The following is a 21206-nucleotide window of genomic DNA, read 5'->3' as shown; positions in this document are numbered from 1 at the left end:
AGAAGTTCTCACTAATTAGGTTCCATAATAAAAAAGAGGGTTAATCAATAAATCTTATGGTCACTATTAGTCTTTAGTATCCTGATCCCTGGCTACTTTATTTTCCTTTTCAGGTTTCTCTGAAAGATCGCCATGAAGGGGGTTGGTAACATTGTCTGCTTTATCGGTTTTTAATATTTCAACGGGATGTTGTTCCTCCTGGTGATATTCTTCTGAAGGTTTCTTTTCCTTCTCTTTTTCACTTAGCATTATTTTCCGTTTTAATAATGTTAAACATACAGGGGCATCATGATTATTATGTTGCAAAGTCTGTTCCACCTCTGAAATACAGGCTAATTGTAGGTTTGGTCAGAGCTTATGAGTATCCTGCTCCACAAAATGCCCCATCTGCCGTTGTTACGTCTACGCATTCTCTTCCACAGCCAGGCATGGCCCCGGCCGGTGCAATCTATTGCAATCACAGTGGCAGTACGATTTAGCAAAATTTTAGCACAGCAGAAACAGGCCTGTCCAGGCCTTACTTGACTTCAAACGCGCCACAGGAGCTACTTACACGAGTAGTATACATATTTTTTTAACCCTTATGCCTGCTAAGCAATGGCATAGATGTTGAATTATATTACATCCAGCCGGATTAAATTGATAACCATGGCTATTATACCTCAACAATAGCAGGTTGCAGCGATCCTGAAATTACCCGGTCGGAACCGATAATTGGCAACCAGGGATACTAACAATATAAACTCAATTAAATCTGCTTTTTATGAACATCCAGAGCTACCAGTGGTCGGTACTGAAACCATTACTTAAGAAGCGTTTTGCTGAGCTTTCAGATGATGATCTGAAATTTGAAAATGGGAAAGAACAGGAGCTGTATGTAAAGCTTGTCCGTAAAACCGGCAAGTCAGAGGAAGACATAGCCCTCATTATCAAAGGTATGCAGAAGGCATATCTTCAGCATTCGACAATGCTATAAAATTACGGCTTAAGTGATCAGTTGCAGAAATGTGACTGATCACTTTTTTATTTGTAGTTATCCTGCACGTGATCGGCCTTTCTCCACATCTTTATCATCAAATAGATATAGCCTGCAAGACTTAGTACGAACCAGCTGTAGAAAAAGATCATCCTGCCCGGAGTAGAGTCTTCCGGTACTGCAAAGCCCAGGTATAACCCCAGGAATACGTTGATGATCATCAGGAAGAAGAACAGGAATACTGTACGCATGATCCTTACAAAGTAAAAGACAATACGCATATCGAACTGCTCTTTCCGGTCTTGTTGTGGTTCCTCAGATTCCATAGAAAATATTTAGTGTGAGGGGTTTGCCCGGATACATAATTTACGGAGCGCCAGGCTGTCTCCTCTGAAAACGTTAAAATCCACCGTTGTGCTGATTCCGTTTACCCGGCCCATATCGCTATGTTGCCAGAACAGCCAGGACTTTTTGGTAGATGGCCGTTCTTTCTGGTAATAATGCGCTACCCACAGAGGATAATCATCAAATTCTTCTCCAAGATACGTTTCATAGAAATGGATATTGGTATAGATAATAGGTTTTATGCCATATGCTTTTTCCATTTCTTCCAGCCAGATCCGCGCGGTAGATCTTATCTGTGCGGGAGGCTGGTTATTATGAACTTCTATATCCAGTACGGGTGGCAGATCTCCGGGTTCCAGCTGTACTACGTTCTGAAAGTTGATGACCTGTTTGAACGGGTCACGGGTGGAGTAAAAAAAGTGGTATGCTCCGCGGATAATGCCGGCTTTCTTTGCCCGTTGCCAGTTCTGTCTGAAATTGGCGTCCTGCCGGGTAATGCCTTCGGTCGCTTTTATGAAAGCAAAGGAGATGTGGATCTTGTCTACCTGCATCTGTTCTACGGCAGACCAGTTAATATTTTTCTGGAATTTTGACACGTCGATACCGTGGATGGAATAGTTGACCGGCATGTCAATCCCAAATTCTTCATACCGTACAAAGTTCAGGGCGTCTTCCCGTTGCAGCCACCAGAGCCAGCCGGCAAAAGTTATGATAGCAAGGAATAATACGGCGAGCAATGCCCGCCAGGCTTTTCGTATTCTTAATGTAGGCACTTTTAAGTTGTTCAGCTTTGGCTAAAGGTGGTGTAACATCCTCAATTTCACAGCAAGTATAATTATTATTATACATAACCCGCATAGTTATCTTATTTTTACAACAATAAGTAGATGTTGCCATGCCTGAATTTAACCTGAATGATACGCTGAATCTCTTTTCCAAGCTCACATTCCGCCGTACATGGAATGCTACCAAAGTGCTAAGCAGCTACTTTGTGAGCAAGTGGACGGGCAAGCCTGTACAATGGGGCTACCCGGTGTCTGTATCTTTCGAGCCTACCACTTCCTGCAACCTCCGTTGCCCGGAATGTCCCAGTGGGTTACGGGCATTTACCCGTCCTACGGGCATGTTACAGCAGGATTTTTTCCGTAAAACGATTGACGAGATCCATAAGGAACTGCTTTACCTGATCTTTTATTTCCAGGGAGAGCCTTATCTGAATACCGGCTTCCTGGACATGGTAAAGTATGCGCATGACAAGGGCATTTACACTGCCACTTCTACCAATGCGCATTACCTGACAGATGCTGCAGCCCGTAAAACGGTGGAGAGTGGCCTGGACAGGCTGATCATTTCTATAGACGGGACCACACAGGATGTATATACGCAGTACCGGGTAGGCGGCAACCTGGAGAAAGTGATACAGGGGGCTAAAAATATCGTGAAATGGAAGAAAGAGCTGAAATCGAAAACCCCGTTCGTTTTCTTCCAGTTCCTGGTGGTAAAGCCTAATGAGCACCAGATAGAAGACATTAAAAAGCTGGCAAAAGAAATAGGTGTTGATGAGGTGCGGTTTAAAACTGCCCAGGTATATGATTATGAAGAAGGTAACCGTCTGATCCCAACAATAGATAAATACAGCCGCTACCACCGTAATGAGGATGGCACTTATGCGATCAAGAATAAGATGGGGAATCATTGCTGGAGATTATGGCATTCTCCTGTTATTACGTGGGACGGGCTGGTGGTGCCCTGCTGCTTTGACAAGGATGCGCAGCATAAGCTGGGCGACCTGAAGAAACAATCTCTGAAGGAATTATGGCATAATGATCAGTATATCCAGTTCCGCACCAGCATACAGCGTGGACGAAGCAATATTGATATCTGCGCCAACTGCAGTGAGGGAACAAAGGTCTGGGGATAACAAACAATCAATGACCTTCTTTCTCTGCCGCAGCTCTGGCTTTCTTCTTTTTGCTGCGGCTTTTACGGAATTTGTCGAACAGGTTGATACCCAACCGTACGCCGGCAAATTCCAGTGCTGTCATTAAGGCATTGGTAGTAAAAGATTTGACCTTGCCGCTCTGCCAGACCACTTTTGCAAAATTGCCGACCATGCCCATCCATCCGCTATGTTTGGCGCTGCCTGGTATGACGGAGTTAAGCGCCATCTTCTTATAGTTATCTCTGAAGTGATCTACCCTGTTGCCCAGCTCATTTTCCAGTACGCGCGAGCGTTTCTTTAAACGGCTGATCTCCTTTTCCAACAGGTCATTACTGGTAATTTTTACCTTAGGCATGTGTAAAATTTTTCATTTTCCTGCAGGCATTATAACTGTTCATATAATTCTTCTTCTTCCGTTTTCCGGATAGCATCTTTTCCCTTCTCTTCCTCATTATCGCCTTCGGGGTCAATATCCATTTCACTCATTAACTCCCGGACCAGGATATTTGAGAGGGGGCGTTGGATAATGGCTTTCCGGAAGATCAGCAAAACAGCCAGCAGGAGAATAAACAGTCCTGCAGAGCAGGAAAATCCGAGGGTAACGCTGTTGGTCATTTCGCCTATCCAGAAGCCGAGCACCATGCCCAGGAATACTATCACAAAAAAGAACAGCAGGAAAGCCAGTATCAGTGAGAAAAAAAGCGCAAGCGCTTTTGATAGCTTTCCTGCTGCCTGAAGTTTAATCAGGTCAAGCCGGGTTTCCAGGTATTCTTTGGCAACCTTGCCCGTCTGATTGAAATAATTGCCGAAGTTGTCTTCCATGCAAACGTTTTTGATGCAATAAGAGATTAAACCAACTCATTTTCGAGCGAATCTTCATATTGCTCTTTTTTCTTTCTCAGTTTGTCTTTTAACCTACCTGCCTGGTATTTCAGTTTATCTACCAGTTCATCCTTCTTGTCAGAATTCAGGAAATAACCTACTGCTACGCCTACCGCAGCGCCAACAATAAATGATACAACGGCTTTTGAAGTGTTGCTCGCCATAAATTATAGTTTTAGATTTTAAAAGATATATTTCAACAGGCTGTGTAGTACAGGTTACAAACACTATTCCAATAATTCATAAAAGAAAAAAACCATTTGTTAAATCAGTCTCCCATATACACAATAACCTGCCTTGTGTAAACACTTTACAGGCTTGATTGGTTTAATTAGCAAGAGGCTGCGCCTATTGCTGCGAACGGTATCTTTTTTGTGTACTACAGGCATTCACTGACAGTTTAACATACCCTCATGAGCGTAATTGATAATGAACGTGTCAAGCAGGTCAGCTTTCTGCTGATCATTGTATTGCTGGCAACCCTGTTATTTTCTGAACTGTATACATTTTTCCCCGGCTTTCTCGGCGCCATTACCTTTTATATAATCTGCCGTAAGTACATGTTCCGGCTTACGGAGAACCGGCGCTGGAAAAAGAGCCTGGCCGCGGCGGTGCTGATGGTGCTGTCATTCATTATTATCCTGCTGCCATTCGGAATGCTGATCAATATGCTGACAAACAAGGTTGGTTATGCCATTGAACATTCTTCAGAGCTGATCAAGGGCATACAGACGGTGAATAACCGTATACGAGAAGCTACCAATCTTGATATTCTCTCCCAGGTAAGGCTGGAGAGACTACAGGGGTATATTGCGTCAGCTCTTCCGGCGTTGCTGGGCGCTACCTTCAATACCCTTACCGCTATTGCCATCCTTTATTTTATCCTGTATTTTATGCTGGTCAATGGCCGGGAAATGGAAGCATGGCTATATGAATATATTCCCCTGAAAGATGAAAATGTGCTACGCCTGGGTACTGAATTCCATAAACTGGTGATTGCCAATGCCGTTGGTATTCCGGCCATTGCCGTTGTTCAGGGTATAGTATCGCTGGTGGGATATTTCATTTTCCATGTTCCCCAGCCATTCTTCTGGTTTGCCGTTACCTGCTTTACTGCCATGCTGCCGGTAGTGGGGGCTGCAGCTGTGTATGTGCCAATGGGTATTTTCCTGATAGCCGATAACAATACATGGCAGGGCTTCGGCATACTGGCCTATGGCTTTATAATAGTGGGATCTTCTGATAATATCTTCAGGTTTATGCTGGCTAAAAAAATAGGAGATGTGCATCCGCTGATCACGGTATTCGGGGTGCTGATAGGGGTTAATCTTTTCGGGTTCATTGGCCTGATATTCGGTCCCCTGCTTATTTCCATGTTCATACTGCTGCTGGAAATATATTCCAATGAATACCTTACCAAGAAGAGGGAAGTAACGGTAAAACGGTAACGGCTACTTATAATAATTGTTCTCTGCAATATAGGCGGCCACGTTGTCAGGCACCAGGTAACGGATAGGCTTTCCTTCTTTGATATAATGCCTGATATTGGTGGATGATATGTCCAGCATGGGGGCTTTCAGTATTTCTACCTGGGCGCCATATGTCTCTGTCACTTCATGTCCGGGCCTCAGGTAAACATAGATGGGATAGTTTCTGACGATCTGCTGATAGTTCCTCCACCGGGGCAGGTTCTGGAAACTGTCACTTCCCATAATGACGGTGAATTGCTGGGTTGGGAACTTTTCAGAGAGATAGGTCAGTGTATCTATGGTAAAAGAGGGCCTGGGCAGGGAAAATTCGATATTGCTGGCGCGAAGCCTGGATTCTCCTTCTATGGCCAGTTCTACAAGGTGAAAACGGTTGTGTTCATTCAGGAGTGAGCCTGATGGTTTTAGCGGGTTTTGGGGAGAAACGACAAACCAGACTTTGTCCAGGTCGGTGTTGTATGCTACGTAGTTAGCAATGATGAGGTGCCCGGTATGTATTGGATTAAAGGACCCGAAATATAAGCCGATCTTCATGCCCCTTTTTTTTGAGCGTGAATGTAAGCAAAAATCGCGTTCGCCTTCGGCAAACGCGATTTTTGCAATGTTTTTTCTTTGCGCTGCGCGCGGCTGAGAAACAATTTCAGGCGCGAAGCAGCGGTTTAAGCGGCGATTTTATGTTATGTTTTGCGCTGCGCGCGGCTATAATTTATTATGACAATGGTTTAAATTGTTCAAACATCATCCCGCAGTTACGGCAATAGTGAATGGCCCGGCATAATGTAGATCCGAAAGGAGAACGCAGATAGGTGTTCTCACTTCCGCAATGCGGGCAAACGGTATGTTCCAGCATTTCCATTTCTACCTCTCCCTGTAATATTTGTGGCGGAGCTATCCTGAAGTTGCGGAGCTTTTCCTTTGCTTCGGGAGAAAGACGGTTGCTGTTCCATTGTACAGTCTTATCTACTATCACTGTTACGGGTACATGCAGATCTTCTTCCACAGCCGTTCTTATTTGTTGCTTAATGACCTCAATAGCAGGACAGGCGGCGAAAGTGGGGATCATTTTGATCTCTATGCTTTCCGCGCCGACAGTCACTTCTGTTATCATGCCCAGTTCCAGTATGTTCAACACTGGGATTTCCGGGTCCATTACTTTTGCAAGTGATTGATAAACGGCCTCTTGTGTGATTGTTCCTTTCATATTAGCATCTTTCTACCAGGTGGCTGCAGGGTCCTGTCTGAATACTTCTCCCATCTCTTCCAGCAGGGCTTCGAGGTGAGGGGTATGCTGCCCTTTACGCCCACCATATACGGGTGTTATTTTTTCCGGCAGTGTGAGTTCTGCCTTTCGTAATACGCGGTTAATATTTTCTATCCATTGTTCATACAAAGCGGCTTCGCCGGGATAGATATTTTCTTCTGCCAGCAGGGCATCTGCCTGGCCGGGCTCAAAAATGCCGCAGGCCAGCGGGAAGCAATCATTGAGGGCGGCCTGCATCCTGGAGTGCCCCTCCTCTCCTGCTTTACAGAGCTGCAGTATCCAGGCATCTGCATGCAGGGTATGGTATTTCAGTTCTCCTTTTACTTTACGGGCAAGCTGCTGCAATGGCATGAAGCTGCTCTGGTAAAGGCTGTTATAGCGTATGGTTTCAGCATGGTCAAACAGGAAATGTCTCATCAGGCTGAACTCGTAGGAACCTATAGGCAGTTCTACCAGGTGGCAGCACCTGAATGCTGCTGCGGGGCGCAGAAAGGCTATCCTGTCAGGATCATCTCCTTCCAGGTGTTCCTGTAAGATCCTGTACAATGCCCAGGCATGGCCTATCTTATCCTGTGCCATGGAGGAAAAGGCGATGTCTTCTTCCATAATGGGCCCCAGCCCGGTCCATTCGGAGTTCCGGTGCCCGATGATGAGCTCATCGTCCGCCATTTGCGTGATCAGCGCAACCAGTGCTTGATTTATGTTCATAAATATTTTCTGAGATTAAGCATTCCGCAGGGGTATCTGCAGTTTATTTTGCCTGTGATTTGAATTTGTTGATCTTTTCCATTACCCTGAAGCCGCTGGCATCGCGATAGGTCTTTTCAAGGTTGTTGGCAAACATATCTTCATCTTCCGCATCGAAAGCCAGTATATCTGCACTGCGTACTACCCAGATATTGACACATTTTTTACGCCGGCCAAATTGTTCTTTTGCAAAAATGAGCGCCATACCGGCGTCGGGGGCATGTACACAACCTACATGTTCGTGGTGGGCTCCGCGTTTTTCCTGGTGAAATACTTCATAAACGTTCCAGTTCTCACCTTCTTCTATTGTAACGGGACCATCAGTATGATCTAACCTGAGGCGATTCACACGTGGGTCCAGAGAGTTGTTCATCATCGTGGTACTTTATAATCCGGGGTACTTTTAAACTATTGATCTTCTGTTATGCAACGGGGAACACCTGTTCTTCCCGTGTATCTGTCTGCATTAACGCTTTTCTTATCCACCGGCCTCTTTCTTCGGCCCATCTTCTGACGTTGAGCCGTTCCTGGTTGCAGGGGCCGTTCCCTTTAATGACTTCAAAGAAGAGGTCCCAGTCAGGATCGGAGTATTCCCAGCGGCCTGTTTCTTCATTCTTTTTCAGCAGCGGGTCTGGCAGTGTCAGTCCCAGTTCCCATATTTTAGGCACATAGGCGTTGAGGAACTGGTCCCTCATATCGTCATTACTTGCCATTTTCACTTTCCATTGCATCAGCTTTTCACTGTGGCTGGAGGCTTTATCCGGCGGACCGAAGAAATGCATGATGGGTTGCCACCAGCGGTTCAGGGCGTTCTGCAGCATTGCTTTCTGAGCGGGGGTACCTGTAGCCAGTTCTATGAATGCGTCATGCCCCTGTTTAAGGTGGAAGCTTTCTTCATAGCAGATCCTTTCCAGCGCCCGGCAGTAAGGGCCGTAAGAGCCTTTACTGTTGGCTACCTGGTTAACGATAGCGGCAGCGTCTATAAGGAAGCCTATTACAGTTACATCTGCCCAGGTCTCTGCAGGGTAATTAAATACGTTGGAATACTTGGATTTCCCGCTGAGCAGGTCATTGATCATAGCTTCGCGGGATTTGCCCAGGGTTTCTGCTGCGTTATAGAGCAGTTGTCCGTGGCCTACTTCATCCTGTACTTTGGCTATGAGTGCCAGTTTGCGTTTAAATCCGGGAGCCCGGGTTATCCAGGTACCTTCAGGAAGAGCGCCGATAATTTCGGAGTGGGCGTGCTGTTCAATAAGGCGAATCAGCTGCCTGCGGTATTCGGCCGGCATCCAGTCGCCCGGCTCTATTTTCTCCCCGTTGGCGATGCGCATTTCAAATGCGGCCAGTTTTTCAGGGTCCTCCTGCAAAAAGGCGTCTTTTTGCGGGGGCCTGTTCGGTTCGTCATGTATATATCCGCCACCGTACATAGTGCGATTGTTTTGGTAAACCGTAAGTTACGAAAAAATGTACCTTTAAATCCATAACGGGCCACTATGTTTTTACTACCGCAACTGCTATTATACTGTTTGTTCCCGGTGTCGGCGCCACCGGCAGATACTGCCCGTACCACTATAATAAAAGTGGTTTTTGTTCCTGACCGGAGGCCTGAAGATCCGGCTTCGGATACCTTGTTCTACCATACCACCAGGAAGCTACGCTGGACAGATTTTACTGCCACTCCACCCCTTCGTGGAAAAAGCGGGGCGGTAGCTTATACCAGTTTTGCCTATGAAGGGAAAAGCCTGTTGAAAAAGGACACGCTGCAGATCAATCTTATCCTGCAGGTGTTTTTTGTCAAGAGCTCTTCCTGGGTTAAGCCTATTGTGCGGGATGCGGAGGGACTGGCGCATGAGCAGCTGCATTTTGATATTACCTGGCTGGTGGCTCTCCGTTACCAGCAGCGTATTAAGAACATGGAACTTACAGTGGAAGACTATGACAGTATCATTCAGTATCAATATATTGAGTCTTTCCGGGAAATGAATAAGCTGCAGGACGCCTATGATGCAGAGACGAATCATGGACAGGACCCTATTGCACAGCAGAAATGGAAGCGTACAGTAGCAGATGCGCTGGCTACGCTTACCCTGGAAGGGGCGCTTACACCCGGCCGCCAGCCATGGTCCGCCAGCTGGTTGTCCTTTAATATTTATAACCGGTAAGCAGGAAATTACAGGTTCCTGTCAGCCTGCAGGACCACTTTCTGTATCTGCAATACAGCCTGGTAGTAAAATGCGGGTTGTATATGTTCAAATTCATCAGAAAGTTTGTGATAATCTGCATGATCTTCCACGCCGAAATATAATGCGGGTATCTTCAGTTTATAAAACTCATAATGATCGCTCTGGTTCAGCCAGTTCTGTGCACCGTCTTCTTTGCGGTCATGCCCGGCCAGGAGCTTTATGGGGCCGGAAGGATTAATAGCGTTATCTACAAGGGGTTTCAGCTGGGGAAAGGGGGTCAGCCCACATACATACAATTCATTTTTATCGTTCCGGCTTATCATATCCATATTGATATTCAATACTATATCGGTAAGCGGTACGGGAGGGGTCTTTACAAAAGCCTTTGCACCCTGCAGTCCTTCTTCTTCGCCGTCCAGTGCGGCAAAGATCATGGTATGAGCGGGAGGATTGTTCTTAAAATAAGAGATGAGCGCCAGCAGACCACCTACGCCGGAGGCATTATCGTCAGCGCCGTTATAGATGGAGTCTTTTCCAGCCTGGTCTTTTGCTATTCCCAGGTGGTCATAATGGGCGGTGATCACGATGGTTTTATTGGAAGTACCTTTTATGTAACCAAAGAGGTTGGTACCCATGATTTGTTTTTCACCGTGTTTAAAGTAAAAGGGGTATTCGAAGGTGTTGTGGTAAGGTTGTAAGCCGGCTTTTTTGAACCTGTCGAGGATATAGAACTGGGCCATCCGGTTGCCTTTGCTGCCGGCCATGCGGCCTTCATATTTGTTGGCAGATAATGTACGGATGTCTCTCATCAGCTGGAGGGAGTCTATTGAAGACCGGGACTGGGCTATTGTTCCGGAGGTCAGGCAAAGAAGGAATCCACAGAAAAGTATCTTCATACCAGAAATGTTATAGCACAATATAAGGTATTTCACTGCGTCGTTATTTCCTGGGATTGGTAGTTTGTTGGTTTAGGTTTTCTTAATGAGAAGAAACTGCTCAAAAAAACGGTTTTGCCGAAGGCAAAACCGTTTTTTTGAGGGGTAATTTTTTTAACGGTAACAGGGGCAGCCCTATGATCTGCAGAATTTCAGCTAAGTAACTGATATGCTATCAGTGCGCTGATGTAAGCCAGAGCTGTCATATATACAAACTGGATACCGGGGAACTTCCAGGATTTAGTTTCCCTTTTCACTATTGCCAGGGTACTCATACATTGCATGGCAAAGGCATAGAACAGCATGAGGGACAATCCGCTGGCCAGAGTATATACCGGGCGGCCATCTTTCCAGGTGGCGGAGGTCATTTTCTCTCTCAGGGTGGCGTCATTGTCTTCCGGGGTTTCTCCTACGCTGTAAAGGGTGGCCATTGTGCCCACAAATACTTCTCTTGCGGCGAAGGAGGTGATCAGGGCAATACCGATCTTCCAGTCAAAGCCCAGGGGGCGGATAGCAGGTTCAATAGCGTGACCGAGTATGCCGGCGTAGGAGTTGGAGAGTTTTTCAGACTGCAGCTGCAGGTCCAGTTGTTCTGCTCTGTCAGGCTGTGCTGTTTTCATCTGTTCATATTTCGCTTCTACCTGCTGCATTCTTTTACCCGGGCCATAGGACGCCAGGAACCAGAGAATGATGGATATTACCATGATCACTTTACCGGCGTCGGTAATAAAGATCCTTGCTTTCTGCACCATGGTGGTAGCTACGTTGGTCCAGCGGGGGGCGCGGTAAACCGGCAGCTCCATAATGAAATAGCTTTTCTCTTTAATGGCAATGAACAGTTTAAGCAGGGCGGCTATGAGCAGGGCCATAAAGAATCCCAGCAGATAGAGGCCCATCATGACAAGTCCCTGGAGGTTCAGGAACCCCAACATTGGTTTATCCGGTATTACCAGGGCTATCATTACTGTATAAATAGGCAGGCGGGCGGAGCAGCTCATCAGTGGTGTGATGAGGATGGTGATCAGCCTTTCTTTCCTGTTTTCGATATTACGGGTGGCCATGATAGCTGGTACGGCGCAGGCTACTCCGCTGATAAGGGGCATTACGGACTTCCCGTTCAGGCCTACCTGGCGCATGAGCCGGTCTGTCAGGAAGCTGATCCTGGCCATGTAGCCGGTATCTTCCAGGATGGTGATGAACCCGAAGAGGATCATGATCTGGGGTACAAAAACGGCTATTCCGCCCAGGCCGGCCACAACACCGTTCACCAGTATATCTGTCAGCTGGTTGGCTGGCAGGACATTTGTCAGCCAGCCGCTCAGGGCGCCGAACCCGGCCTCTATCCAGTCCATCGGGAAGGATGCCAGCCAGAAAATGCTCTGGAACATGATGAACATGATACCCAGCAGGATAACATAGCCCCAGAAGCGGTGCAGGAGGATATCGTCCAGTTTTTCGGTTTGCAGTTGTTTTTCCAGGGGATCTGCCTCCACTACGGATACTTTCATGATATGCTTGATCCTGGCGTAGCGCTGCATGATCTCTTCTGCCTGTACTTTGGTTTTATTGAAGCGGTGCTGCTGTATGAGGTCGACGACGCTTTGTTTTTGTCTGGCGTCGAGGAAATTCAGTTCATGGGGATTAACGGCAATGTGTAATGCGGCATAGTCGCTTTTCAGCGGCACCAGTTCCCTGATACCGGATATTACTTCCGGGGCATAGGAGCGGTTGTCTATAAAATCTCTCGGGGCGGCAGATTGTTTTTCCCTGGCTACCAGCTCTATCATCTTCTTCAGGTCTGCCATGCCTTTGTTCCGGCGGGGGTTGATAGCTACAACGGGCACGCCGAGCTCTCTTTCCAGTCCGGCTTCGTCTATTTCCACTCCTTTTTTACGGGCAATGTCCATCATGGTGAGGCCGATAATAACGGGTATTTTCAGGTCCATGATCTGGGAGCAGAAGAGCAGGTTACGTTTCAGGTTGGAAGCGTCGGCAATGATGAGGATCATGTCCGGCTGATCTTCTCCGGTGGGATTTATCAGCACATCGTAGGTAACATATTCGTCTGCGCTTTTAGGATATAGGCTGTAGGTGCCGGGCAAGTCAATGATGTTGGCCTGGAGGTTGGGAGAAATAGTAGCGGCTCCGGTCTTTTTATCTACGGTTACACCGGGAAAGTTGCTTACTTTCTGGTTCAGCCCGGTGAGGGCGTTGAACAGTGAACTCTTCCCACTATTTGGATTTCCTACCAGCGCAATATTGATCCTCGCGTTTTTTGATGCCTGCATTCCTTATCCTTATCCTGAAACGGTTAAAAAGACAAAACTATGAATTAATATGGGAGGGGGCTGATCGGATCGGGAAAAAAGATGTTAAATGAAAAAACCACGGTGAAAACCGTGGTACTTCATTTCTTTAACTATTGAACTTATTGTGATGACGAAGTTTGATCTTTTTCACATATCCCCGTCACTTAACAAGGTTATACATACTGTAGCAGATCAGGTTCACTCCGTCCAGGACCATTGCCTGGGCCTCGCCGGCGGCCGGAGTTGTTTTTTTACCACTGTCTTCTACAGGTGTTTTATTTTCAGGTACTTTCTTTTCAGGTGTTTTGCCGTTATAGCGGTAGTTGTTGTTCAGGGAGTCCTTATCCTGTTCTTTACTACCGGGAGTGCTGATATTTTCCGGGCGGCCATCTTCTCCCATTCTGATCTCTTCTGATTCCCGGCGGCGATGGTAGTCCCAGTCATCCCAGCGGTCATCATCATAGCTGTTGTAGTCATAATTCAGCCATTTGTCCATTACAACGTTCTTTCCTTTAGGCACTTTGATGATCACTTTCACCTGCTGGCCGCGGAATTTTGAGTCGCGGGGAATAGAGATACCGGAGGGCAGATACAGAACGGAGTCTTTCTGAACGATCTGGTATTTGATCTCATTTGCCAGCTCACGTGCAATGGCTGTTCTTCTACCACGGGAATATCTCTCTACGTATACCTCGAAGCTGTCCGTTTCACTTTTTTCTACGTATACTCTTACGGACTTGACAATAACTGTGTCTTCTGTTACTCTTATTACGTCGTCAAAGAAGTCGATCTCATCAGCATCAGAAAAATCTTCTGCCTGTTTAATGACTAACTTTCCGCCGGAAGGTTGCATGACAGAAAATTTTTCTTTTATGGGCGGGTAGCTGCCTCTTCTGAAATCTTTGATGACAGAGCCGAGGACAATCAGGCCCAGTACCAGTCCTGCCACCCAGAGGAGGCTCAGGGAATATCCTACAAATTTGTTGGTTTCGCGGGAGCCGGTAGCTTTACGTACCAGGAATATGATGAGGGCAACAATAGGTATACCGAAGAGGAGGAACAATGCTGGCCAGAAAAGAAGGTTTTGTACAGACCCTGCCAGTAAGAGGTCTTTCAGTGGTGCAAGGGCCACGGAAGAAGTGGTAATGGCAACTGCTACACCGATCAGTGCAAGGAGTATACCTACCGCTATAGCGTAAAAGCATATTTTAATCAGTAACAGCAGCACTTTTCCCAGCACTTCAAACAGGTTTCTGAAGACCCTTTCTATGTCGTTACCAATTTGCCTTCCGCGGCCCTGGGAAAAATTTCGGATATCATCTCCTACGTTTTTCAGGTGTCCTTTTGCGGCATTGATCTCGTCCTGTACGGTGGCGCGGATATTATTAATATCTACCCGCTCCCCCCGCATCTGCAGTTTTTCTGCTGCAGTATTGGCTTCCGGGGTAACTATCCATAATATGAAGTATACCAGGATACCGGACCCGAAGCCACCTATGGCCAGCAGGGCAAAAATGATCCTGAATACTACGGGGTCTACGTTCAGGTAAGCGCCCAGGCCACCGCATACGCCACCCAGCACTTTACCGTCGGGGTCACGGTAGAGGCGTTTGCGCGGGCGGAGCCTGTCATAGATAGCATCTGTGGCAGACTGCTGTTGCTGCTGCTGTTGTGTACCTTCCTGAGCGGCCTCTTCAAACTGTTCGGGCGTACCCATGGCTGCTTTCACTGAATGCACGTCTTCATCAGTGATGCAATGGGCGCCTTTTTTCAGTTTTTCCTGGAAGATCTCGGCAATACGGCTCTCAATATCACTCACAATTTCATCACCACCCTCTTCGCGGGCAAAGTACCGCTTAAGGCTGTCCAGATACTGCCGCAATACCTCATAAGCGCTATCCTCTATGGGAATAAGGCGGCTGGCCAGGTTTATGTTAATAATCTTTTTCATTTGCTGATGACTATTTTAGGTTTGGTTAGTGGATGGTAAGGTTTGTTACTTGCTTGTTAGTGTATTGACCGCATTTGCCAGCTCATTCCAGGTTGTTTCCAGTTCCTGGTAAAACTGTTCTCCTTTTTCGGTCATGGAAAAATATTTCCTCGGGGGACCAGAGTTGCTTTCAACCCATCTGTATGTCAGTAATTCCGCATTCTTCAATCTTGTTAACAACGGGTAAAGGGTGCCCTCCAGGATGTCCAGCTTCGCTTCTTTCATTTTTTCAATAATGTCTGAAGGATAAGCCTCGCCTTGCTTGATGACAGAAAGAATGCAGAATTCCAGCACCCCCTTTCGCATCTGTGACTGTGTGTTATCTATGTTCATGGCAAGTGAGCTTTATAAATGATCTTATATTTCTCATCGTACTGAATGGTTTTTGATAATTACAATACAAAGATAGGCGTTTTATACTACTATGCAATACACAATACCATATAAAGCAAAATAACTTGTTTTGAATATTACCCGTAAAAGGGGGTGAGATGGGCCATGGTAAAGGGGACCGGGCATTTTCACTGCGAAATAGCGTACAGAAGATAAAATGATGAGCGGTTGAAATCAGGGATAAGGGAGTCTTTCCGTATATACCTGCCATTCATCAAAGATTTCCTTTTAACATATTTTTAAAGTCTATCTTTACAAAGTCCAGACTCTCTGCCCTATTTTTGTATCAGAAGCAGAATCAAAAGACAAGACTTAGACGATGAAAAAGGTTTTCAGCATATTCCTGTTGGTGCTTATGAGCACGCAACTTCTCCCGATAAAGGAGATGGGGAAATTGCTGTTCAATAACCAGATCGTTGAGGAGCATCCTGTAGACTGCGGAGACGTGGTTAAACTTGCCAAGGAAGTAAAGTTCTTTAAGCAATATACTGACGGTGCCCAGTTTGAGCCTTCTCTTATATTAAGTGCTACTCATTATAACTTCTTCGCGGAAATCCCTCAGGGACCTGCCCGTGAAATACACTGCCCCCCTCCCAACTGTTAAGACAGTCTCATCTATCTATTTATTTCCATTTATTATTTATTGTACCAGTAACGATTATCACTGTTATTAGCTGTGTGCCATTATGCATCTGCTGATCCCTGGTTTTGGTTGCTGCGATAGCGTGGCACTATACGTGTCTCTGCTGGTCATTCATTATTTATCACTGATTTTATTTATTCACTGCGGGTCAGAACTATGCCACGTTTGTGTACAGGCATTTTTGTCCCCGGATGAACGCCCTGGCGTTCATAAATCCTTCAGACTATGAGCAGGCAATCCATTTTTTCGAATATTAAAGGAGACCTTTCGTCCGGACTTGTTGTTTTTCTTATAGCAGTACCTCTTTGTTTAGGTATTGCCCTCGCGTCCGGCGCTCCCCTGTTTTCCGGCATGATTGCCGGTATTGTAGGCGGTCTGGTAGTAGGATCTTTAAGTGGCGCACAGCTGAGTGTGAGCGGTCCTGCCGCGGGTCTTACAGCTGTTGTGCTGGCAGCCATCACCAAGATGGGCGCATTTGACGTTTTCCTGCTGGCCGTTGTGATAGGCGGTGCTATGCAGCTTCTGCTGGGCCTGATCAAAGCCGGTACCGTTGCCAATTATTTCCCGTCAAACGTGATCAAGGGCATGCTGACCGCTATTGGTATCATTATCATACTCAAGCAGTTACCGCACGCATTTGGTTATGATGCTGATTCTGAGGGTGACTTTACCTTTATCCAGGTAGATGGGGATAACAGTTTCAGTGCATTACTTTCCGCGATCAATCATATAGATCTGGGAGCTACTCTTATTACAGTGGTGTCTGTTCTCATTATCCTTTACTGGGGAAAAATACCCAAGCTGAATGTGGTACCTGCTCCGCTGGTAGCAGTGCTGGTGGGTATTGGGCTGAATGGTCTTTTCACTGCAACAGGCAGTGTGCTGGCCGTTTCTGCCTCCCACCTGGTGAGCCTGCCGGTAGCTGACAGCTTTGGTTCCTTCATTGGCCAGTTCACATTGCCGGATTTCAGTGCTATTACCAACAAGGAAGTGTGGATAACCGGTGCAACCATTGCTATTGTTGCTTCTGTGGAAACATTGCTGAATGTGGAAGCTACTGATAAGCTGGACCCGCTGAAAAGATACACTCCGCCTAACAGGGAGCTGAAGGCACAAGGTGTGGCCAACATTGTGAGCGGTATGATAGGCGGTTTACCTGTTACCTCCGTGATAGTGCGTTCTTCCGCCAATATCAATGCCGGCGGCCGTACCAAACTTGCTACCATCGTACATGGTTCATTACTGCTGGTTTGCGCTGCGCTGATACCTGGTTTACTGAACAAGATACCGCTGGCTACACTGGCCGCCGTACTGCTGGTAACCGGTTACAAGCTGTGTAAGATCTCTATTTTCAAGGAAATGTTCAGCAATGGTAAATACCAGTGGGTACCTTTCATTGTAACAGTAGTAGCTATCGTATTTACCGATCTGCTGATTGGTATTGCCCTTGGTATGACTGTCAGCGTTTTCGCCATACTTCGCGGTAACATAAAGAGCTCTTACTTCTTCCGTAAAGAGAAGTACAAAACGGGCGACAGCATCAGGCTGGAACTGGCACAGGAAGTTTCTTTCCTGAACAAGGCAAGCATCCTGCTTACGCTTGACCACATGCCGGAAAACACCACTGTTGTTATTGATGCCAGCAAAACCACTTATATAGATTTCGATGTGCTTGAAACTATCCGTGAGTTTAAAGATGTAAAAGCACCTCAGAAGAACATCACAGTTATCCTTACCGGTTTTAAGGAGGTGTACAAACTGCCTAACACGGAGAATATCTCTCCTGAGCATCATGCAAACGTTGCAAGCGGGCATGTACACACCATCTCTACCGGTAATCATGAACAATTACTGAAAGAGCTGCAATTGAATTGATTGACAGCAGGGTATTTGTAATTATTAAAACCATCAAAGTTGAAGAAAATGAAAACATTAAATAAAGCATCACAGGCTCAGATCACCCCGGCATCCGCACTTGAAATTTTAAAGAACGGGAATGCCCGTTTTGTAGATAATCTCAGAATGCACCGTAACCTGCTGGAGCAGGTGAATGAAACCAGCGAAGGACAGTACCCTATGGCCGCTATTGTAAGCTGTATGGATTCCCGCACTTCTGCGGAACTGATCTTTGACCAGGGCCTGGGCGATATTTTCAGTATCCGCCTGGCGGGCGCTGTTATTTCTGATAATGTACTGGGCAGCCTGGAATATGCCTGTAAGGTAGCTGGTTCAAAATTCATTGTTGTACTGGGGCATACCAAATGCGGCGCAATCAAAGGTGCGTGCGATAAGGTAGAGATGGGCAACCTGACCGGATTGCTCAACAAGATCACTCCTGCGGTATATGCTGAAAAGACCATCAAAGAAGACCGTACTTCTCACAACCCGGCTTTTGTTGATGCCGTAACACATATTCATACTGAACGTTCTGTGCAGGCTATCATGGAACAAAGTCATATTCTCCGGGATATGATACTGAACGGGGAGGTTGGTATTATCGGGGCTGTTTATGATGTGGAAACAGGTGTAGTGACCTTCAAGGAACATACCCTGATAATAGGAAGCGAAATGTACAAAGGGCATTCTGAGACCGTACTGGTTTAAGAGGCCCCGCAACTTGCAGACAAGCCATGCTTGTAGTCATATACAAAGGAGAACCCGCTCTTTTTTAGGAGCGGGTTTTTTATGTATATTATCAGATCTTTCTTAACCGGTCCACTGCTTTTTCCAGTGTTTCCTTCTTCTTTGCAAAGCAGAACCGGACTACATGATCGTCTTTCCCATCCTCATAAAATGCAGACACCGGTATGGTGGCAACGCCGAATTCTTTTGTGATCCGTTCTGCAAATTCCTTATCTCCCTCTGCTGAGATCCGGTCATAGCGCATCAGCTGGAAGTAACTTCCGGACGAGGCCAGCGGGGTAAATTTTGTATCTGCCATGAGCTGCAGGAAATAATCCCGTTTTTCCTGGTAGAAGGCCGGCAGGGAAAGATAATGTTCCGGTGTACGCAGGTAATTGGAAAGGCCGTACTGCATGGGTGTGTTTACAGAAAAGCAGAGGTACTGGTGTACTTTACGGTATTCTTTCATCAGGTGAGCCGGTGCCACGCAATACCCCATTTTCCAGCCGGTGTTGTGAAAGACCTTGCCGAAAGAGAATGTTACAAAGCTTTTCTGCAGCAGGTCAGGGTAACGGAGTATACTAAGGTGTTGCGCCCCTTCATAAACAAGATGTTCGTAGACTTCGTCTGACAGGACCAGCAGGTTGTGTTCTGTTACCAGTTTGCGCAATTCTTCTATATCTGTTTCCCGCAGGATGCTGCCGGTAGGATTATGCGGAGTATTGAGCATGATCATTTTTGTACGCGGGGTGATCCTGCTGCGTACCAGTTGCCAGTCAATATGATAATCCGGGTATGAAAGCGGTATCAGTACGGGTGTGCCGCCGTTTACCAGGACGTTGGGAATATAGCTGTCATATGCAGGTTCGAAGATGATCACTTCATCGCCAGGGCTGATGCAGGTGGCTATTGCTGTGAAGATAGCGTATGTTCCGCCGGGAGTAACGGTGATCTCTGTGTCAGGGTTCACTGTTTGTCCGTAAAGATTGCTGATCTTCTGCGCTATCACTTCCCGCAGCGGCATGATGCCTGGCATGGGGGCGTATTGGTTATGGCCCTGTTCCATGGCTTCATTGACAAGTTTTTTTAACAAGGGGTCGCAATCAAAATCGGGAAATCCCTGGGAGAGGTTAATGGCTTTATGTTCTGCCGCCAATGTTGACATGACGGTGAAAATGGTGGTTCCTACTTTGGGTAGTTTTGACATAAATGATTAATTACGAATTCGTGTCTGAAATTAAAGCATGCAATCCGTAATTGGTATCTGTTTATTTTTCTTTTTGATGTATATGCTCAAAAACGGGGTTTCGCCTTCGGCAAAACCCCGTTTTTGAGAGAGATTTATTTGCGCTGCGTGCAGCTGAAAAGCTTTTGAATGAGTTTGATGTTCTATTATCTATAAAAACTTCTCGCCTTTATTTCTTTTTACTTCTGCCACATATTCCTTGATCTGCTGTTCATTCTCTTTTTTACAGATAAGCAGCACATCTGAGGTATCTACTACGATAAATTCATCGAGTCCCTGGATGACCAGCAGTTTTTCATGCGGGGCTTTGACCATGCAGTTGGTAGCATCTACCATCATAACGTTCTTTCCCTGTACTGCGTTGCCGGCGTCGTCACGTTCCAGGTTCTCATAGGCGGAGGCCCAGGTGCCCAGATCGCTCCATCCGAAATTGGAGGGGATGACATATACATTATCAGCCTTTTCCATGATGGCATAATCAATAGAGATATTTGTACACTGTGGATAAATATTCTCTATTACTTTCTTTTCTTCCGGCGTGTTCAGGGCGGCGCGGCTCTGTTCAAAGAGTTCGTCTATTTCCGGCAGATAGGCTTTGAGTGCTGCCAGGATGGTTTTCACGTTCCAGACAAAGATACCGGCGTTCCAGAGGAAGTCGCCGCTTTGCAGGAATGTTCTTGCCAGTTCCAGGTTAGGTTTTTCCGTGAAGGTCTTTACCTGGTATACATTATCTGCCACCTGTTGTGTTTCATACTGGATATACCCGTAGCCGGTATCGGGGCGGGTGGGTTTGATGCCCAGTGTGAGGAGTGCGCTGTGTTTCTGAACAAACATCAGTGCATTGAGGCAGGTGCTGGTGAATGCGATGGAATCAAGTATCAGGTGATCTGCCGGCGCACAGATGATGTTTGCCTTCGGGTCCTGTTTATTGATCTTGTGGGAGATGTACGCTATGCAGGGAGCGGTATTCTTCCTGGATGGTTCTGCCACTATATTAACCACTGGCAGTTCAGGCAGTTGTTCCTGAACTTTTGAAACATAATGCTGGTGGGTAACTATGTAAATGTTTTCCGGCGGAATGAATTGCGAGAACCGTTCGAAGGTCCACTGCAGCAAGGATTTCCCGGTATTCAGGATATCCAGGAACTGTTTGGGGTAATCTGTTCGGCTATAGGGCCAGAAGCGGCTGCCTATTCCCCCGGCCATGATGGCCACATAAAAATGCCTGTTCACATATGTCATCTC

The 21206-nt window shown here is 46.5% G+C and carries 24 protein-coding genes; 7 read left to right on the top strand and 17 right to left on the bottom strand.

Going from position 1 to position 21206, the window contains the following annotated elements:
* Nucleotides 1–66: 66 nt before the first annotated feature.
* Nucleotides 67–249 (bottom strand): hypothetical protein, encoded by a 183-nt coding sequence (locus GO493_RS02865; RefSeq protein WP_157304597.1) that lies wholly within the window; start codon nt 247–249, stop codon nt 67–69.
* A gap of 514 nt (nt 250–763) precedes the next feature.
* On the opposite strand from GO493_RS02865, the gene GO493_RS02860 reads away from it, so the two are divergent.
* Nucleotides 764–976: a general stress protein CsbD gene (locus GO493_RS02860; RefSeq protein WP_157304596.1), complete on the top strand. Its 213-nt coding sequence runs from the start codon at nt 764–766 to the stop codon at nt 974–976.
* 47 nt (nt 977–1023) lie between these two features.
* Here the strand turns inward: GO493_RS02860 and GO493_RS02855 are convergent, their stop codons facing one another.
* Together GO493_RS02855 and GO493_RS02850 are read right to left on the bottom strand one after the other, a co-directional pair.
* Complete coding sequence (locus GO493_RS02855; RefSeq protein WP_157304595.1) at nt 1024–1302, bottom strand: hypothetical protein; 279 nt, start codon at nt 1300–1302, stop codon at nt 1024–1026.
* 9 nt (nt 1303–1311) lie between these two features.
* The gene (locus GO493_RS02850; protein WP_317165397.1) at nt 1312–2094 is read right to left on the bottom strand and encodes a glycoside hydrolase family 25 protein; all 783 of its coding nucleotides are present in this window, start codon (nt 2092–2094) and stop codon (nt 1312–1314) included.
* Between the two features lie 122 nt (nt 2095–2216).
* Between GO493_RS02850 and GO493_RS02845 the strand changes: the two genes are divergently transcribed.
* Nucleotides 2217–3242: an SPASM domain-containing protein gene (locus tag GO493_RS02845; RefSeq protein WP_157304594.1), complete on the top strand. Its 1026-nt coding sequence runs from the start codon at nt 2217–2219 to the stop codon at nt 3240–3242.
* Between the two features lie 7 nt (nt 3243–3249).
* On the opposite strand, the gene GO493_RS02840 is transcribed toward GO493_RS02845, so the two are convergent.
* From GO493_RS02840 to GO493_RS02830, 3 genes are read right to left on the bottom strand one after another with little or no spacing between them, the layout of a single operon-like run.
* Nucleotides 3250–3618, bottom strand: coding sequence for a hypothetical protein (locus GO493_RS02840; protein WP_157304593.1), 369 nt, complete (start codon nt 3616–3618; stop codon nt 3250–3252).
* A 29-nt stretch (nt 3619–3647) separates the two neighbouring features.
* Nucleotides 3648–4085, bottom strand: a complete 438-nt coding sequence (locus GO493_RS02835) for a hypothetical protein (RefSeq protein WP_157304592.1) — start codon at nt 4083–4085, stop codon at nt 3648–3650.
* A gap of 26 nt (nt 4086–4111) precedes the next feature.
* A complete protein-coding gene (locus GO493_RS02830; RefSeq protein ID WP_157304591.1) occupies nt 4112–4309 on the bottom strand; it encodes a YtxH domain-containing protein in 198 nt (65 codons plus the stop codon).
* A 249-nt stretch (nt 4310–4558) separates the two neighbouring features.
* Here GO493_RS02830 and GO493_RS02825 point away from each other — a divergent pair, with 249 nt between their 5' ends.
* Nucleotides 4559–5593 (top strand): AI-2E family transporter, encoded by a 1035-nt coding sequence (locus tag GO493_RS02825; protein WP_157304590.1) that lies wholly within the window; start codon nt 4559–4561, stop codon nt 5591–5593.
* Nucleotides 5594–5596: 3 nt separating this feature from the next.
* Here GO493_RS02825 and nadD read toward each other — a convergent pair whose 3' ends face one another.
* From nadD to paaA, 5 genes are all read right to left on the bottom strand, one after another.
* A complete protein-coding gene (nadD, locus tag GO493_RS02820; RefSeq protein ID WP_157304589.1) occupies nt 5597–6166 on the bottom strand; it encodes a nicotinate (nicotinamide) nucleotide adenylyltransferase in 570 nt (189 codons plus the stop codon).
* A 175-nt stretch (nt 6167–6341) separates the two neighbouring features.
* Nucleotides 6342–6833 (bottom strand): 1,2-phenylacetyl-CoA epoxidase subunit PaaD, encoded by a 492-nt coding sequence (gene paaD / locus GO493_RS02815; RefSeq protein WP_157304588.1) that lies wholly within the window; start codon nt 6831–6833, stop codon nt 6342–6344.
* Between the two features lie 12 nt (nt 6834–6845).
* On the bottom strand, nt 6846–7601 hold the full coding sequence (gene paaC / locus GO493_RS02810) for a 1,2-phenylacetyl-CoA epoxidase subunit PaaC (RefSeq protein ID WP_157304587.1): 756 nt from the start codon (nt 7599–7601) through the stop codon (nt 6846–6848).
* A gap of 43 nt (nt 7602–7644) precedes the next feature.
* Entirely contained in the window at nt 7645–8016 is a 372-nt protein-coding gene (gene paaB, locus GO493_RS02805) for a 1,2-phenylacetyl-CoA epoxidase subunit PaaB (RefSeq protein ID WP_157304586.1), read from the bottom strand.
* A gap of 46 nt (nt 8017–8062) precedes the next feature.
* Nucleotides 8063–9067, bottom strand: a complete 1005-nt coding sequence (paaA, locus tag GO493_RS02800) for a 1,2-phenylacetyl-CoA epoxidase subunit PaaA (protein WP_198315456.1) — start codon at nt 9065–9067, stop codon at nt 8063–8065.
* A gap of 66 nt (nt 9068–9133) precedes the next feature.
* Here paaA and GO493_RS02795 point away from each other — a divergent pair, with 66 nt between their 5' ends.
* Entirely contained in the window at nt 9134–9802 is a 669-nt protein-coding gene (locus GO493_RS02795) for a hypothetical protein (protein ID WP_157304585.1), read from the top strand.
* A gap of 8 nt (nt 9803–9810) precedes the next feature.
* Here GO493_RS02795 and GO493_RS02790 read toward each other — a convergent pair whose 3' ends face one another.
* From GO493_RS02790 to GO493_RS02775, 4 genes are all read right to left on the bottom strand, one after another.
* Nucleotides 9811–10719: a M28 family peptidase gene (locus GO493_RS02790; RefSeq protein WP_157304584.1), complete on the bottom strand. Its 909-nt coding sequence runs from the start codon at nt 10717–10719 to the stop codon at nt 9811–9813.
* A gap of 191 nt (nt 10720–10910) precedes the next feature.
* The gene (feoB, locus tag GO493_RS02785; protein WP_157304583.1) at nt 10911–13046 is read right to left on the bottom strand and encodes a ferrous iron transport protein B; all 2136 of its coding nucleotides are present in this window, start codon (nt 13044–13046) and stop codon (nt 10911–10913) included.
* 181 nt (nt 13047–13227) lie between these two features.
* Nucleotides 13228–15018, bottom strand: a complete 1791-nt coding sequence (locus GO493_RS02780; protein ID WP_157304582.1) for a PspC domain-containing protein — start codon at nt 15016–15018, stop codon at nt 13228–13230.
* A gap of 45 nt (nt 15019–15063) precedes the next feature.
* Nucleotides 15064–15390 (bottom strand): PadR family transcriptional regulator, encoded by a 327-nt coding sequence (locus GO493_RS02775; RefSeq protein WP_157304581.1) that lies wholly within the window; start codon nt 15388–15390, stop codon nt 15064–15066.
* A gap of 379 nt (nt 15391–15769) precedes the next feature.
* Here GO493_RS02775 and GO493_RS02770 point away from each other — a divergent pair, with 379 nt between their 5' ends.
* The 3 genes from GO493_RS02770 (at nt 15770) to GO493_RS02760 (ending at nt 18697) form a co-directional block, all read left to right on the top strand.
* A complete protein-coding gene (locus GO493_RS02770) occupies nt 15770–16054 on the top strand; it encodes a hypothetical protein (protein WP_157304580.1) in 285 nt (94 codons plus the stop codon).
* Nucleotides 16055–16318: 264 nt separating this feature from the next.
* On the top strand, nt 16319–17968 hold the full coding sequence (locus tag GO493_RS02765) for a SulP family inorganic anion transporter (protein WP_157304579.1): 1650 nt from the start codon (nt 16319–16321) through the stop codon (nt 17966–17968).
* Between the two features lie 48 nt (nt 17969–18016).
* Nucleotides 18017–18697 carry a carbonic anhydrase family protein gene (locus GO493_RS02760; RefSeq protein ID WP_157304578.1) on the top strand — a complete coding sequence of 227 codons (681 nt, stop codon included), beginning with the start codon at nt 18017–18019 and terminating at the stop codon, nt 18695–18697.
* Between the two features lie 91 nt (nt 18698–18788).
* Here the strand turns inward: GO493_RS02760 and GO493_RS02755 are convergent, their stop codons facing one another.
* Entirely contained in the window at nt 18789–19922 is a 1134-nt protein-coding gene (locus tag GO493_RS02755) for a methionine aminotransferase (protein ID WP_157304577.1), read from the bottom strand.
* A gap of 189 nt (nt 19923–20111) precedes the next feature.
* A complete protein-coding gene (locus GO493_RS02750; RefSeq protein WP_157304576.1) occupies nt 20112–21203 on the bottom strand; it encodes a mannose-1-phosphate guanylyltransferase in 1092 nt (363 codons plus the stop codon).
* Nucleotides 21204–21206 lie beyond the last annotated feature (3 nt).

This window comes from Chitinophaga tropicalis (genome assembly GCF_009758205.1).
Lineage (GTDB): Bacteria > Bacteroidota > Bacteroidia > Chitinophagales > Chitinophagaceae > Chitinophaga > Chitinophaga tropicalis.
The sequence above is the reverse complement of the archived record's forward strand: the minus strand, read 5'-3'. Positions and strand labels throughout refer to the sequence as shown.

Bases quoted from the DNA above. Each gene is read 5' to 3' on its own strand.
- paaD (WP_157304588.1), bottom strand. From the start codon at position 6,833: ATGAAAGGAACAATCACACAAGAGGCCGTTTATCAATCACTTGCAAAA.
- GO493_RS02770 (WP_157304580.1), top strand. From the start codon at position 15,770: ATGAAAAAGGTTTTCAGCATATTCCTGTTGGTGCTTATGAGCACGCAA.
- GO493_RS02775 (WP_157304581.1), bottom strand. From the start codon at position 15,390: ATGAACATAGATAACACACAGTCACAGATGCGAAAGGGGGTGCTGGAA.
- GO493_RS02835 (WP_157304592.1), bottom strand. From the start codon at position 4,085: ATGGAAGACAACTTCGGCAATTATTTCAATCAGACGGGCAAGGTTGCC.
- GO493_RS02840 (WP_157304593.1), bottom strand. From the start codon at position 3,618: ATGCCTAAGGTAAAAATTACCAGTAATGACCTGTTGGAAAAGGAGATC.
- paaA (WP_198315456.1), bottom strand. From the start codon at position 9,067: ATGTACGGTGGCGGATATATACATGACGAACCGAACAGGCCCCCGCAA.
- nadD (WP_157304589.1), bottom strand. From the start codon at position 6,166: ATGAAGATCGGCTTATATTTCGGGTCCTTTAATCCAATACATACCGGG.
- GO493_RS02855 (WP_157304595.1), bottom strand. From the start codon at position 1,302: ATGGAATCTGAGGAACCACAACAAGACCGGAAAGAGCAGTTCGATATG.
- GO493_RS02825 (WP_157304590.1), top strand. From the start codon at position 4,559: ATGAGCGTAATTGATAATGAACGTGTCAAGCAGGTCAGCTTTCTGCTG.
- paaB (WP_157304586.1), bottom strand. From the start codon at position 8,016: ATGATGAACAACTCTCTGGACCCACGTGTGAATCGCCTCAGGTTAGAT.
- GO493_RS02780 (WP_157304582.1), bottom strand. From the start codon at position 15,018: ATGAAAAAGATTATTAACATAAACCTGGCCAGCCGCCTTATTCCCATA.
- GO493_RS02865 (WP_157304597.1), bottom strand. From the start codon at position 249: ATGCTAAGTGAAAAAGAGAAGGAAAAGAAACCTTCAGAAGAATATCAC.
- GO493_RS02795 (WP_157304585.1), top strand. From the start codon at position 9,134: ATGTTTTTACTACCGCAACTGCTATTATACTGTTTGTTCCCGGTGTCG.
- GO493_RS02750 (WP_157304576.1), bottom strand. From the start codon at position 21,203: ATGACATATGTGAACAGGCATTTTTATGTGGCCATCATGGCCGGGGGA.
- GO493_RS02765 (WP_157304579.1), top strand. From the start codon at position 16,319: ATGAGCAGGCAATCCATTTTTTCGAATATTAAAGGAGACCTTTCGTCC.
- GO493_RS02790 (WP_157304584.1), bottom strand. From the start codon at position 10,719: ATGAAGATACTTTTCTGTGGATTCCTTCTTTGCCTGACCTCCGGAACA.
- GO493_RS02755 (WP_157304577.1), bottom strand. From the start codon at position 19,922: ATGTCAAAACTACCCAAAGTAGGAACCACCATTTTCACCGTCATGTCA.
- GO493_RS02845 (WP_157304594.1), top strand. From the start codon at position 2,217: ATGCCTGAATTTAACCTGAATGATACGCTGAATCTCTTTTCCAAGCTC.
- GO493_RS02760 (WP_157304578.1), top strand. From the start codon at position 18,017: ATGAAAACATTAAATAAAGCATCACAGGCTCAGATCACCCCGGCATCC.
- GO493_RS02860 (WP_157304596.1), top strand. From the start codon at position 764: ATGAACATCCAGAGCTACCAGTGGTCGGTACTGAAACCATTACTTAAG.
- paaC (WP_157304587.1), bottom strand. From the start codon at position 7,601: ATGAACATAAATCAAGCACTGGTTGCGCTGATCACGCAAATGGCGGAC.
- feoB (WP_157304583.1), bottom strand. From the start codon at position 13,046: ATGCAGGCATCAAAAAACGCGAGGATCAATATTGCGCTGGTAGGAAAT.
- GO493_RS02830 (WP_157304591.1), bottom strand. From the start codon at position 4,309: ATGGCGAGCAACACTTCAAAAGCCGTTGTATCATTTATTGTTGGCGCT.